Origin of the sequence: Cytobacillus sp. OWB-43, from assembly GCF_034651445.1 — a bacterium.
Taxonomy (GTDB): Bacteria; Bacillota; Bacilli; order Bacillales; family Cytobacillaceae; genus Cytobacillus; species Cytobacillus kochii.
Genome location: NZ_JAYEFF010000002.1, coordinates 345,839 through 359,576 on the forward strand (window position 1 = coordinate 345,839; position 13,738 = coordinate 359,576).

Here is a 13,738-nt window from a genome sequence, read left to right on the forward strand (position 1 = left end):
TATGATTAGGTTATAACTTTTCATAAATAAGATGTACTATTAATTAAAAAAGGCATAATTGTATAACCTTATTTAGGTACTGGTAAATATTTCTTAACTGCCGCCCGAATGTCATCTATGTCGAATGGTTTAGCAAAATGTGTTAAAGCACCTAAATCTTTTGCCTCTTGAATCATATCTAATTCTCCATAAGCAGTCATAATGATGACTCTTATATCATGATGCCCTTCTCTCATTCTCTTTAGAATTTCAATCCCATCCATACCTGGGATTTTCATATCTAATAATACTAAGTCTGGGTCATGCTTCGCTACAATATCAAGGGCTTGAATTCCGTTTGCTGCTTGGTACGTTTCATAGCCCTCCTTCTGTAAAACTTCATTTAATAGAATCCTTATACCAAACTGATCATCGACAATCAATATTTTCCCTTTCATAATACACCCCATTCTCGTTTAATCAAGAATACTTAATGTTTTTAAATTCGACTCTAAGTGTTTTTTTCCTGCATTTGTTAGGAAAATAACTAGAATGAGTCATCGCCGTTAATTGCTATATTTCGACAAGTTGATGGTTCTCTTTTCGTTGTGTATCAATCAATTACTGTAGCACCAAAAAACCAAAGTGAGCAGCCTGATTATTTTGTGATTTCGTCTTATTTCAATATAATGATAATATTGGGAGAAGTACAGGAGGAATTATTAATGTTAAAGATTTTTTCTACACAATTATTCGGTTTATTTAAAAAATGGCAAGACAATCATGAAGAATCAATAGAAGATGCTGCTCGAATTTTAGCTCAAGCGAGTGTCGGTGAGGGCCATATATATATTTACGGAAAACAGGAGATGCAAGCTGTCGGTATCGAAGCAACTGAGGGAGTAGACGCACTGGCAAACGCAAAAGTCTGGGATTCTTCTGCATCATTTGATGATATCTCAGCTAGTGACCGTTTTCTCATTATCACCAGAGAGAGTGATGACAAGGAAGCACTCCTATTAGCACAACATTTGAGTAATCAATTCATACCTTTTGCAACAATAAGTGCCCTTCCATCTGATAACACGGAGCAATTAGCCTCCTATTCCGATGTACATTTCGACTTACAACTGAAGCAAGGACTTGTTCCAAATGAAAGCGGGGAACGAGTTGGTTATCCATCTGCGATAGGAGCATTATTTATCTATCATGGAATTAAATTTACGTTAGACGAGATATTAGCAGATTATTAATATGTGTATTTATATGAGGCAAGGGATTCCATTTTGACGGGGTTCCTTGCTTTTTTTATATGTTATAGAAGGGCTCATTTCTCGGGCGCATATATTCTTAACTACACAACGGCTTTGAAATAAATGATTAGTGTTTGTTTCATTGTCTCTTTAAACCAATATTACTTTTCTTTGCAAGTGTGAAGCGATTCTAAATTATTTACTGTGAAATTTTTTGTTTCGTTCATACATTTTTCAGTGACAAATTTACGATATGCACTGATACATGTTTCTTTCTCTTTCTGAACGACATGCGGGCCTCTTTTGTAAAGCGCTCACCTTTAGTGTTCCTTCTGAGTGACTTGCAAATCCCTTTTGCGAAGCGCTCACCTTTGGTTTTCTCTCCGAGTGACTTGCAAACCCCTTTTGCGAAGCGCTCACCTTTGGTTTTCTCTCTGAGTGACTTGCAAACCCCTTTTGCGAAGCGCTCACCTTTGGTTTTCTCTCTGAGTGACTTGCAAACTCCTTTTGCGAAGCGCTCACCTTTGGTTTTCTCTCTGAGTGGCTTGCAAACCCCTTTTGCGAAGCGCTCACCTTTGGTTTTCTCTCTGAGTGGCTTGCAAACCCCTTTTACGAAGCGCTCACCTTTGGTTTTCTCTCTGAGTGACTTGCAAACCCCTTTTGCGAAGCGCTCACCTTTGGTTTTTCCTTCTGAGTAACGTCATACCACTTACAGAAGCTAGCTTTATGAAGATTGATTGTAATAAAAATACCAAATTTTATTTTTGTACCCTTTTGAATTCTTGATTTTACACAAAAAAAGGAAGAGATCCGGAAATCTCCTCCTTATAACAATTTATTCATTGATATTGATTGTAGCACCGACAAAGTCACGGAAAAGTGGTTGTGGACGTGTTGGTCTAGATGTGAATTCTGGATGGAATTGAGATGCCACGAACCATGGGTGATCTTTCAATTCAATGATTTCTACTAGTCGACCATCTGGGCTTGTACCAGAGAAGACAAGACCCTTTTCTTCCATTTCTTGACGGTAGTGATTATTAAATTCATAACGGTGACGATGACGTTCGTAAACGACTTCATCTTGGTATGCTTCATAAGCAGCTGTACCTTCTTCTAGTTTACATGCTTGTAAGCCTAAACGTAGTGTACCACCTAAATCTTCAACATCTTTTTGTTCAGGTAAAAGGTCAATGATTGGGTGGTTCGTTTCAGGATTGATTTCCGCTGAGTGTGCACCATCTAATCCAAGAACGTTACGAGCAAATTCAACAGTAGCCAGTTGCATACCCAGACAAATGCCTAAGAATGGTTTATTGTTTTCACGGGCATATTGTGTTGCTAGGATTTTTCCTTCAATCCCACGATCCCCAAATCCACCTGGTACAAGAACACCGTCAACATCCCCTAAAAGTTCAGCAACATTTTCTTTAGTGACATGCTCTGCATTGATCCATTTTACATCAATATCTGCATCATGTGCATAACCTGCATGTTTTAATGCTTCAACAACAGAAATATAAGCATCTTGAAGAGCAACGTATTTCCCTACAAGTGCAATTTTTGTTTTCTTCGTTAAGTGAAGCACTTTGTCTACAAGTTGTTTCCACTCAGTCATATCTGCTTCTGCACAATCTAATTTCATCTCTTTGCATACACGTTTATCTAAGCCTTGTTCTTGTAAAGCTAATGGAATAGTGTAAAGTGTTTCAGCGTCTCTACATTCAATAACTGCTTCTTTATCAATATCACAGAAGAGTGCAAGCTTGTCTTTCATTTCTTGAGAGATAGGCATTTCTGTACGGACAACGACAACATTTGGTTGAATACCTAAGCTTCTTAATTCTTTTACACTGTGTTGTGTAGGCTTTGTTTTCATTTCTCCAGCCGCTTTAATATACGGCACCAATGTACAATGAATATACATAACATTATCTCGGCCGATATCACTCTTAATTTGGCGAATCGCCTCTAGGAATGGTAATGATTCGATATCACCGACAGTTCCACCGATTTCAGTAATAACGACATCTGCATTCGTTTCATGTCCCGCACGGAAAACTTTATCTTTAATTTCATTTGTAACATGAGGGATTACTTGAACCGTTCCTCCGTTATAATCTCCACGACGCTCTTTACGTAGAACCGTTGAGTAGATCTTCCCAGTTGTTACACTGCTGTATTTAGTTAAGTTTATGTCTACGAAACGCTCATAGTGACCTAAGTCTAAATCCGTTTCTGCGCCATCTCCTGTTACATAAACTTCACCGTGTTGATAAGGACTCATTGTACCTGGGTCCACATTGATATACGGGTCAAACTTTTGTATCGTTACGCTAAGCCCTCTATTTTTTAACAAACGTCCTAAAGATGCTGCAACGATTCCTTTACCTAATGACGAAACAACGCCGCCTGTAACAAAAATATATTTTGTCATGAATGATTCCCCCTTAACTATTCATAGCTTGTGCATTTATCCTTTGTTTAAAAAGATGAATCTTATCTTTCATAAAAAATTGTCCCATGCACGACCTTTTATTTGAAAAACTTGGTAGAAGCAGCACATGCTCAACTATCAAGCCTTACTCAAAAAAATAAAAAGCGCCCCGCTTACTTTAATTAAGTAAGGGAGCGCTTTTAGCGTATCAATTTATGATCGTTCCTTTTTAAAGGAGCCCAAAAATGATTCTACAAGGCTACAAGAAAAAAGTCAAGGCTATTATTTTCTGTCCTCATCGTCTTCATCTTCATCTAAATCATCATCTTCTAAATCATCGATGAGATCATCGTCTTCATCGAAATCTTCTTCGATATCTTCATCGTCATCGTCTTCATCATCAAGAAGATCATCCACATCATCGTCTTCATCTAGATCATCGTAATCCTCTAAATCATCGTAATCGATGTCTTCTTCTTCAAAATCTTCCTCTTCCTCATCTATTACAGATTTTTTCGCCTTTTTCTTCTTCGGCTTAATAACTGTAACAACTTCCTCTTCATACTGTTCTACAGGGTACCATGCACGCAGTCCCCAACGATTGTCTCCAAGACCAATGAAATGCCCTTCGATATTTAAATCTGTATAGAACTGGGCAATCTTCTCTTGGAATTCTTTTTCACTAAGATCCAAAAGGTTTTTTAATTCACTCACAATGTCAGCAAACGCCAAAGGCTCTTTTCTTTCATTTAATAATTCATGAGCCACTTCAATTAATGCCATTTCTTTTAATTGCTCTTTTGAGTATCCTTTTAAACTCAAGACCAGCACTTCCTTTCCCTATATCAAGCTATGTATTAGCAACATGTAATCAAATATTTCGTGCCTAATAGTATAACGCTAAAAATAAAAAAGACAACCTAAACATACTCGTCCAATCTCTAGGTTACAAGCAGCGGTGCCTTCTTAAAAGAAAAAAACGCATATTCTTCATTATAAACAAATTATTAGTGTTTATGCTACCTTTAACGATAAGTTTTCCTACTTTTTACATTGACCTTCGAGTTGTCTCTCCTTTTGATACAATCTTATTGCTAAAAGAGTAAAAAAGACAGACAACAAAAAGAAGGGGATGGCCCCTAGTTGTATTGAATAAAGATATCGTGCACATATGATAAACACTATGAATGCAAAAACAATCATAATTTGCTTCACACTCGCACCCACCTTAAAAAACAAAATCCATACCGATACTATTATATGATGATGGTTAGCAATTGTATATCTTATTTACTCAAGAAATTTTGTTGAATACGATCACTTTACTCCATTGTACCCAATTTATTCATTCCGGAAAAGTCAATGAATAAAATATCCTCTCTAGACGTTTAAAAACCCGAACTCACCTTTTAACATTTTTAGATGGTCCGGGTTATTATTCAATTATGACAATTTACATATTCCGTCTGTATTGTCCGCCCACTTCATATAATGCATTTGTTATCTGTCCTAAACTTGCTACGTTAACCGTTTCCATTAGTTCGTCAAAAATATTCCCACCGCTTACTGCAACCTCTTTTAATCGTTGCAGTGCTTCTTGAGCAACTGCTTGATTTCTTTCTTGGAAAAGTTGCAGATTACGTATTTGTGTTTCTTTTTCTTCTTTAGATGCCCTGGCAATCTCCATACTGTCAACTGCATCATCTGCTGGTGGATTTGGATTGATATACGTATTGACACCAATAATCGGCAGCTCTCCTGTATGTTTTTTCATTTCATAATACATCGATTCATCTTGAATTTTACCGCGTTGATATTGTGTCTCCATCGCACCTAGTACGCCACCGCGATCATTCATTCGCTCAAATTCAACCAATACTTGCTCTTCGACTAAATCTGTTAATTCATCAATAATGAATGCACCTTGTAAAGGATTTTCATTTTTAGACAATCCATGTTCCTTAGTAATTATCATTTGGATAGCCATCGCTCGCCTAACTGATTCTTCTGTCGGTGTTGTAATCGCCTCGTCATATGCATTAGTATGAAGAGAATTACAATTATCTTGGAGTGCCATTAATGCTTGCAGCGTTGTACGAATATCATTAAAGTCTATTTCTTGTGCATGTAAAGAACGACCAGACGTTTGAATGTGGTATTTTAATTTTTGACTTCTCTCATTTGCACCATATTTGTCGCGCATAACCGTCGCCCATATACGTCTCGCGACTCGACCGAGAACAGTGTATTCTGGGTCTAAACCGTTCGAGAAGAAAAATGAAAGGTTTGGCGCAAAGTCATTGATATTCATCCCTCTGCTTAAATAATATTCCACATAAGTAAAACCGTTGGCTAAGGTAAACGCCAATTGAGAGATAGGGTTCGCTCCCGCCTCGGCAATATGATAGCCTGAAATGGAAACAGAATAATAATTTCGAACCTTTTGATCAATAAAATATTGTTGAATATCTCCCATCATTCTTAAGGCAAACTCAGTGGAGAATATGCAAGTATTCTGGCCTTGGTCTTCTTTTAAAATATCAGCCTGAACGGTTCCGCGTACAGTTTGTAAAGTGAAAGCTCTGACTTCTGCAAACTCTTCTACTGTGAGATTCCTACCTAATTCTTTTTCTTTCTTTTCAACTTGCTGAGAAATGGCTGTGTTCATAAACATCGCTAGGATGATAGGGGCCGGACCATTTATTGTCATAGAGACAGAAGTCGTTGGGTGACAAAGATCAAAGCCCGCATAGAGCTTCCTCATATCATCAAGTGTACAAATACTAACGCCACTCTCTCCTACTTTTCCATATATATCTGGGCGATAGTCCGGGTCTTCTCCATATAAAGTAACTGAATCAAAAGCTGTACTTAATCGCTTCGCATCGTCATCTTTAGATAAATAATGAAAACGACGGTTGGTTCTTTCAGGTGTACCTTCACCTGCAAATTGTCTCTTCGGATCTTCTCCTTCTCGTTTAAAAGGGAAAACACCAGCTGTATAAGGGAAAGAGCCTGGTACATTTTCTTTATAAACCCACTTGATAATTTCCCCGTAATCTTTATAACTCGGTAGAGCCACTTTCGGGATCTCTAAGCCAGATAAGCTCTTCGTCCGCAGAATAGTTACTATCTCTTTATCTCTTATTTTTGTGACAAACTTATCACCTTTGTATTGCTCTCTTAACTGCTCCCAACCTTCTAATATCTTCTTAGATTCAATTGTTAATTGTTCATATGTCTTATCTTTTAACATTTGCAGGGCACTGTGCGCACTTGTATCTTTTTCTTCAGATAACATGGTCATTGCACCCTCTAGCTGAAAAAGCTTTCTTGCTAAATCCGCTTGTTCTTCGGCTTTTTTATGATAGGTGCGTACCGTATCAGAAACTTCTCTTAAATAGTAACGTTGATCATTCGGAATGATGACATTTTGTTTTTCTACATCAGCCGTTTTCTCATAAGTGGTTACCCAATTTAAACCCGCTTGTTTATTTATGATTTCAACAAGATTAGCAAATACGGCATTCGTGCCCGGGTCATTAAATTGACTGGCAATCGTACCGAAGACAGGCATGTCATCAAGTTCTTTTTCAAATAGCATGTGACTGCGCTGATATTGCTTTTGCACTTGTCTTTTCGCATCTTCCGACCCTTTACGTTCAAATTTATTGATAACAATTAAATCAGCATAATCAATCATATCAATCTTTTCTAACTGTGAAGGAGCGCCAAATTCACTAGTCATCACATACATAGAGACATCACAAATATCCGTAATACCTGCATCCCCTTGACCGATACCACTTGTTTCGACAATGACTAAATCAAAACCAGCAGCTTTTACTACTGAAATCGCATCCTTAATAGCCAGTGACAATTCACTTCTCGCTTTTCTTGTTGCCAGGCTTCGCATATAGACTCTCGGATGAAAAATCGCATTCATTCTTATCCGATCTCCGAGTAATGCCCCACCTGTTTTTTGTTTTGTCGGATCAACTGAAAGAATAGCTACTTTCTTATCAGGGATATCATGGATAAACCTTCTAATTAGTTCATCCGTTAATGAACTTTTACCCGCTCCCCCTGTTCCAGTGATACCAACGACTGGGACTTGTTTCTCTAGTTTCTTCACTTTATCCATTACGGGATCCAGACTGGCCGCAAGTTCTTTCTCTAAACTAATGTGATGTTCGGCGATTGTAATTAACCTTGCTATCGAGTTCACATTGCCTTCTGGAAGCTTCTTAACTAGGTTATCATCTTGTTGAGTAAACGTAGGAAAATCACATTCTTCTAGCATTTCATTGATCATTCCTTGCAAGCCATTCTTTCTGCCGTCTTCAGGTGAAAAAATTCTTGCTATGCCATATTCGTGCAATTCTCTAATTTCACGTGGAATAATAACGCCTCCACCGCCACCATAGATGCGAATGTGAGGTGCTCCCTTTTCTTGTAAGAGGTCATACATGTACTTGAAATATTCAACATGACCTCCTTGATAGGAAGACATGGCAATTCCTTGGACATCCTCTTGTATGGCAGCATTCACTACTTCTTCAACTGACCGATTATGCCCAAGATGAATGACCTCTGCCCCGCTCGCTTGAATAATACGCCTCATGATATTAATAGATGCATCATGACCATCAAATAAACTTGAAGCTGTTACAAATCGGACATGATTCTTTGGTTTATAAACCTCTATCGTACTCATGGATAAATCCTCCTCTTCATCCAGCATTAATCATCACTGTTCTTTCTTTCGGTGAAGGTAATCTTAGTTGTGAAAATATTTTATTTTCAGTTATTTTTACAGTTAATCTATTATCGTTTCTCTGCATGAATTGCTTGAAAAAGTAAATCTGTTTGTAGTTCAATATATTCCTCAATCGTAAACATTCTTTGTAATGACCAACGCCTAAACGCCCACATTTGTCCTTGGACAAAAATATTATGAGCGATCATTTTGACCTTTGTCTCAGGTAATGAAAGCTCTCCATTTTCTATGCAAAGAACGATTACTTTCTCAAACATTGCCACCATTTCAATTTCTTTTTCTAAAACATAAGGTAACGCGTCTTTCGATAAAGACTTTACTTCCTGATACATCACTAGCACTTCATCCTGCATACCATCAACGACTCGGAAATAATCTGCTATCCCTTGTCTCAGGCTATCAATCGTTCCCTTTTTTGTGTCTAGCCCCTTTTGTAGATGCTCTCGAACCTTATCATAAATACTGTCACAGACAAGATATAGTACGTCTTCTTTTGTTCCGATATATTCATATAATGTACCAATACTAAATCCAGAAGCTTTCGCAATCTCTCTTGTCGTCGTTCGGTGGAACCCCTTTTCGATGAATAGGTTCACCGCGCCTTTGATCATTTGATCTCTTCTTTTTTTTACAAGCTTTTCATCTTTGACAGAGGCCTGTACTTCTCTCTTTGACATGATTATCTACCGTCCTTTTATACCCTCCATCCATGTTGATGACTGTATAAACCTCTCTTTACTTAATGGATCTATGAGAAGAATCATTTAATGCGGGGCAACGATCTAATTGCGTACCTAAACATAATCGGCGCCCCATTTCTTTATTTGTTATTTCGTAACCATTCTTGAAATGACTAATCTTTGAATTTCTTGAGTACCCTCATAAATTTGTGTAATCTTTGCGTCTCTCATGTAACGCTCGACAGGATAATCCTTTGTATAACCATAGCCACCAAATACTTGCACAGCATCCGTTGTCACCTTCATCGCCGCATCGCCAGCAAAAAGTTTAGACATAGCTGATTCTTTTCCATAAGGCAGTCCGGCAGATTCCAACCAAGCTGCTTGATAGGTCAATAGTCTAGCTGCTTCTACACTTGTTGCCATATCTGCTAATTTAAAACCAATTCCTTGCTGGGCCGCAATCGGTTTTCCAAATTGAACACGCTCTTTTGCATAAGCAGTTGCCGCATCTAACGCACCTTGAGCAATTCCGACAGCTTGTGCAGCAATACCATTACGACCACCATCTAACGTCATCATCGCAATCTTAAAGCCCTCACCGACTTCGCCGAGCACATTTTCAACTGGTACTTTACACTCTTCGAAAATGATTTCAGTTGTAGGAGAAGAACGAATACCTAACTTTTTCTCTTTTTTACCGACAGAGAATCCTTCATAATTAGACTCGACTATAAAGGCCGTTGTTCCTTTATGTTTATTTGAAGGATCAGTTAAAGCAAATACAACATAGATTTCTGCTTCACCACCATTTGTGATGAAAATTTTTGAGCCATTAAGAATGTAATGACTGCCCTCTAATCTCGCCGTTGTTTTCATACCGCCAGCATCAGATCCGCTACCTGGTTCCGTTAGACCATAAGCACCTATTTTTTCACCTTGTGCCATCGGCTTTAAATATTTTTGTTTTTGTTCCTCTGAACCAAATTTATAAATTGGCCATCCGGCTAGGGATGTATGTGCAGATAAAGTTACACCGGTAGATGCACATACACGTGACAGTTCTTCCACCGCTATACAGTATGCTAAATAATCACTCCCAATACCACCGTATTCCTCTGGCCAAGGAATACCTGTTAAACCTAGTTCAGCCATTTTATTAAATATATTGCGATCAAAGCGTTCCTCTTCATCACGACTAGCAGCGGTCGGCGCCACTTCGTTTTCAGCAAAATCTCTTACCATTTTTCTAATCATTTCATGTTCTTCACTTAATTGAAAATTCATGATTACTCCTCCAAGATAAGTTGTTAAAGTTGTTTACTGATTACTAGCTTTTGAATTTCACTTGTACCTTCGTATATTTCCGTTATTTTTGCATCACGGAAATATCTTTCTACTGGATAATCTTCTGTATAGCCATAGCCACCAAATACTTGAATCGCATCCGTTGTGACTTCAACAGCTGTTTTAGAAGCGAATAATTTAGCCATTGATGCTTCTTTCCCACATTTTTGACCGTTTTGTCTCATATGAGCAGCACGATAGATTAGTAGTCTTGCTCCTTCAACTGCCGTTGCCATATCCGCTAACTTAAAGCCAATACCTTGCTGGGCTGCAATCGGCTTACCAAATTGGACTCTTTCTTTAGCATAACGAGTGGATGCCTCAAGGGCAGCTTCAGAAATCCCCAGGGCTTGGGCAGCAATGCCAATCCTCCCCACATCTAAATTAGACATGGCAATCTTAAAGCCTTCACCTTCTTCACCTAAAAGGTTTTCCGAAGGTACCTCCATATCTTCAAAGCTAAGCTGTAAAGTTCTTGAACCATGAAGTCCCATTTTATGTTCATCTTTTCCGATGACTAGTCCAGGGGTATCCTTGTCAACAATAAAAGCCGATATTCCTTTTGTTCCTAATGCTGTGTTTGTGGAAGCAAAGACAATATAGACATCCGCTTCTCCACCGTTTGTAATAAATACTTTGGAGCCATTGATAATATATTGATCTCCTTTTTTTACCGCTTTTGACTTTAAGCTTCCTGCATCAGAACCTGCACTTGGTTCAGTCAAGCAAAACGCACCCAAATATTCTCCACTAGCTAACTTGGGAACATACTTTTGTTTTTGTGTTTCTGTACCAAAATAAACAATTGGATTCGTACCTACAGATGTATGGACAGATAAAATCACACCAATTGTTGCACTTACTTTAGAGATTTCATTAATAGCAATGATATAGGACATAAAATCCATTTCAGAGCCACCGTATTTTTCTGGAATGGGAATCCCCATTAATCCAAGCTCTCCCATTTTCCTCAAGACTTCCCTTGGAAACTCGCCAGCTTCCATCCTATCCACATATGGAGCTATCTCGGCTTGAGCAAAATCCCTCACCATTTTTCTCATCATCTCTTGCTCTTCAGTAAACTTTAAATGCATATACTTAACCCCCGATGTCGTCAATTGTATGTGTCTTAGCAAGGTTCAAAAAAGATTTTTATCCACTTCGACTAATTATTTAACTTACTTAATCATTAAGCGTATTCGTAAAAACCTTTACCAGTTTTCTTACCTAGCCATCCAGCCTTTACATACTTTCTTAATAAAGGACATGGACGATACTTATCATCACCGAAGCCTTCGTGTAAAATTTCCATAATATAGAGACACGTATCTAAACCGATGAAATCTGCTAAAGTCAACGGTCCCATCGGATGGTTCATACCCAGTTTCATAACGTCATCGATTGCTTCTTTCGTTGCAACTCCCTCATATAATGTATAGACAGCCTCATTAATCATCGGCATGAGAATGCGGTTAGAAACAAAACCTGGAAAGTCCTCCACTTCTACTGGCACCTTGTTTAATTGTTTCGTCATGTCCTCAATGGCTTGATACACTTCGTCTGTTGTTGCTAAACCACGTATAATTTCGACTAATTTCATGACTGGTACAGGGTTCATAAAATGCATACCAATCACTTTATCGGGACGTTTAGTCGCTGCGGCAATTTCAGTAATCGGTAAAGAAGATGTATTTGATGCTAATATCGTATGTGCTGGCGTAATTTCATCTAGTTGGTTAAATATCTTTGTCTTCACTTCCATATTTTCAACAGCTGCTTCTATCACTAAATCAACCTGTTTTGCATCTTCTAATGAAGTAGAGGGAATCAGATTAGCAAGAACTTTTTCCATTTCTTCTGCTTGCATTCTGCCCTTATCTACTTGTCTAGTTAAATTCTTTTTAATCACACTTAATCCACGGTCTAAAAACTCCTGCTTTAAATCATTTAAATAAACACTAAATCCCGCTTGCGCACAAACTTGCGCGATCCCTGAACCCATTTGTCCTGCACCGATAACCATTACTGTATTGATACTCATTTATTTATCCCCTCCAGGAATTTATTGTTTGGCCACTTCTATCATTACTGCGTCACCCTGACCTCCACCTGAACAAATAGCAGCAATGCCAATACCGCCACCTCTACGCTTTAATTCATGCATGAGTGTTAAAATAATCCTTGCACCACTTGCGCCAATCGGGTGACCGAGGGCAACCGCACCGCCATTCACATTTACCTTCTCTTCATCTAAATTAGCAATTCTTCCACTTGTTAAGGCAACTGCTGCAAAGGCTTCGTTTATTTCAAATAAATCAATATCATCTAAGCTTTTACCTGTCTTTTTTAATAACTCATTAATGACTAAGCCAGGTGTTTGCGGAAAGTCCTTTGCTTCTACCGCAATTGCTGTATGACCGAGAATTACTGCCCCTATCTCTTTTCCTTCACGCTCTGCCTTTTCTGCACTCATCAGTACAAGGGCAGCCGCACCGTCATTTACACCAGGAGCATTCCCTGCAGTAATACTTCCACCTGGACCAAACGCGGAACCTAGTTTAGCTAACTTTTCTAAGGATGTATCTTTCCTAGGCGCTTCATCTTCTGAAACGACGATGCTCTCACCTTTTCTTTGCGGTACTTCAACTGGCACAATTTCTTCAGCTAATTTACCTGATTTAATTGCTTCTGCTGCTCGCTGATGACTTCTCAATGCCCATCTATCTTGTTCTTCTCTACTAATGTTGAATGCTTCTGCTGTTTCATTCCCATAAGTGCCCATATGCACACCAGAAAAGCTGCAAGTTAAACCATCATATGTCATTAAATCCTGCACTTTGCCATCGCCCATTCTTAATCCCCATCTAGCCTTTGGCAGAAGATAAGGAGCATTACTCATCGATTCCATTCCACCGGCAACAATGATCTCTTCTTCACCTAGTCTTAAAATTTGATCTGCTAAGGTCACACTCCTCATTCCTGAAGCACATACCTTATTGATTGTTTCCGTTTTCACTTCCCAAGGTAAGTCAGCTTTTCGCGCTGCTTGCCTTGACGGGAGCTGTCCTTGTCCTCCTTGTAAGACTGAGCCTAAAATTACTTCGCCTACATCTTGCCCAGCAACATTCGCTCGTTTTAGAGCTTCTTTAACAACGATTCCACCTAAATCTGAAGCGGTGAAAGAGCTTAACCCACCAGCAAACTTACCAAAAGGTGTTCTCGCACCTGCAACAATGACTGTTTTACTCAAAACTTTCACTCC

11 protein-coding genes are annotated in these 13,738 nt (G+C 38.6%); 1 reads left to right on the forward strand and 10 read right to left on the reverse strand.

The genetic code is table 11. The features are described 5' to 3' along the window. Window positions 1-68 precede the first annotated feature (68 nt). Entirely contained in the window at window positions 69-437 is a 369-nt protein-coding gene (locus U9M49_RS11545; RefSeq protein ID WP_095371562.1) for a response regulator, read from the reverse strand. Between the two features lie 267 nt (window positions 438-704). Between U9M49_RS11545 and U9M49_RS11550 the strand changes: the two genes are divergently transcribed. Continuing rightward, window positions 705-1,232 carry a DUF2529 domain-containing protein gene (locus U9M49_RS11550; RefSeq protein ID WP_307318189.1) on the forward strand — a complete coding sequence of 176 codons (528 nt, stop codon included), beginning with the start codon at window positions 705-707 and terminating at the stop codon, window positions 1,230-1,232. 246 nt (window positions 1,233-1,478) lie between these two features. Here the strand turns inward: U9M49_RS11550 and U9M49_RS11555 are convergent, their stop codons facing one another. The 9 genes from U9M49_RS11555 to U9M49_RS11595 all read right to left on the reverse strand — a co-directional run bounded on the left by U9M49_RS11555 (window position 1,479) and on the right by U9M49_RS11595 (window position 13,726). Next, entirely contained in the window at window positions 1,479-1,805 is a 327-nt protein-coding gene (locus U9M49_RS11555; RefSeq protein ID WP_322909843.1) for a hypothetical protein, read from the reverse strand. Window positions 1,806-2,067: 262 nt separating this feature from the next. Then, on the reverse strand, window positions 2,068-3,669 hold the full coding sequence (locus tag U9M49_RS11560) for a CTP synthase (RefSeq protein WP_095371561.1): 1,602 nt from the start codon (window positions 3,667-3,669) through the stop codon (window positions 2,068-2,070). A 282-nt stretch (window positions 3,670-3,951) separates the two neighbouring features. Next, window positions 3,952-4,491, reverse strand: coding sequence for a DNA-directed RNA polymerase subunit delta (gene rpoE, locus U9M49_RS11565; RefSeq protein ID WP_095371560.1), 540 nt, complete (start codon window positions 4,489-4,491; stop codon window positions 3,952-3,954). Between the two features lie 631 nt (window positions 4,492-5,122). Beyond that, window positions 5,123-8,386, reverse strand: coding sequence for a fused isobutyryl-CoA mutase/GTPase IcmF (icmF, locus tag U9M49_RS11570; protein WP_095371559.1), 3,264 nt, complete (start codon window positions 8,384-8,386; stop codon window positions 5,123-5,125). A 110-nt stretch (window positions 8,387-8,496) separates the two neighbouring features. Then, a complete protein-coding gene (locus tag U9M49_RS11575; protein ID WP_095371558.1) occupies window positions 8,497-9,126 on the reverse strand; it encodes a TetR/AcrR family transcriptional regulator in 630 nt (209 codons plus the stop codon). Window positions 9,127-9,276: 150 nt separating this feature from the next. Continuing rightward, window positions 9,277-10,416: an acyl-CoA dehydrogenase gene (locus U9M49_RS11580; protein ID WP_095371557.1), complete on the reverse strand. Its 1,140-nt coding sequence runs from the start codon at window positions 10,414-10,416 to the stop codon at window positions 9,277-9,279. Window positions 10,417-10,439: 23 nt separating this feature from the next. Continuing rightward, window positions 10,440-11,570: an acyl-CoA dehydrogenase gene (locus tag U9M49_RS11585; protein ID WP_095371556.1), complete on the reverse strand. Its 1,131-nt coding sequence runs from the start codon at window positions 11,568-11,570 to the stop codon at window positions 10,440-10,442. 95 nt (window positions 11,571-11,665) lie between these two features. Further along, a complete protein-coding gene (locus U9M49_RS11590; protein WP_251162327.1) occupies window positions 11,666-12,517 on the reverse strand; it encodes a 3-hydroxybutyryl-CoA dehydrogenase in 852 nt (283 codons plus the stop codon). Window positions 12,518-12,538: 21 nt separating this feature from the next. Continuing rightward, window positions 12,539-13,726, reverse strand: coding sequence for an acetyl-CoA C-acetyltransferase (locus U9M49_RS11595; RefSeq protein ID WP_307316581.1), 1,188 nt, complete (start codon window positions 13,724-13,726; stop codon window positions 12,539-12,541). Between the last annotated feature and the right edge of the window lie 12 nt (window positions 13,727-13,738).

What these genes read in the sequence shown, in the direction of transcription:
- U9M49_RS11590 (WP_251162327.1), bottom strand. Translation starts at nt 12,517, where the DNA reads ATGAGTATCAATACAGTAATGGTTATCGGTGCAGGACAAATGGGTTCA.
- U9M49_RS11580 (WP_095371557.1), bottom strand. Translation starts at nt 10,416, where the DNA reads ATGAATTTTCAATTAAGTGAAGAACATGAAATGATTAGAAAAATGGTA.
- U9M49_RS11585 (WP_095371556.1), bottom strand. Translation starts at nt 11,570, where the DNA reads ATGCATTTAAAGTTTACTGAAGAGCAAGAGATGATGAGAAAAATGGTG.
- U9M49_RS11575 (WP_095371558.1), bottom strand. Translation starts at nt 9,126, where the DNA reads ATGTCAAAGAGAGAAGTACAGGCCTCTGTCAAAGATGAAAAGCTTGTA.
- U9M49_RS11545 (WP_095371562.1), bottom strand. Translation starts at nt 437, where the DNA reads ATGAAAGGGAAAATATTGATTGTCGATGATCAGTTTGGTATAAGGATT.
- icmF (WP_095371559.1), bottom strand. Translation starts at nt 8,386, where the DNA reads ATGAGTACGATAGAGGTTTATAAACCAAAGAATCATGTCCGATTTGTA.
- U9M49_RS11550 (WP_307318189.1), top strand. Translation starts at nt 705, where the DNA reads ATGTTAAAGATTTTTTCTACACAATTATTCGGTTTATTTAAAAAATGG.
- U9M49_RS11560 (WP_095371561.1), bottom strand. Translation starts at nt 3,669, where the DNA reads ATGACAAAATATATTTTTGTTACAGGCGGCGTTGTTTCGTCATTAGGT.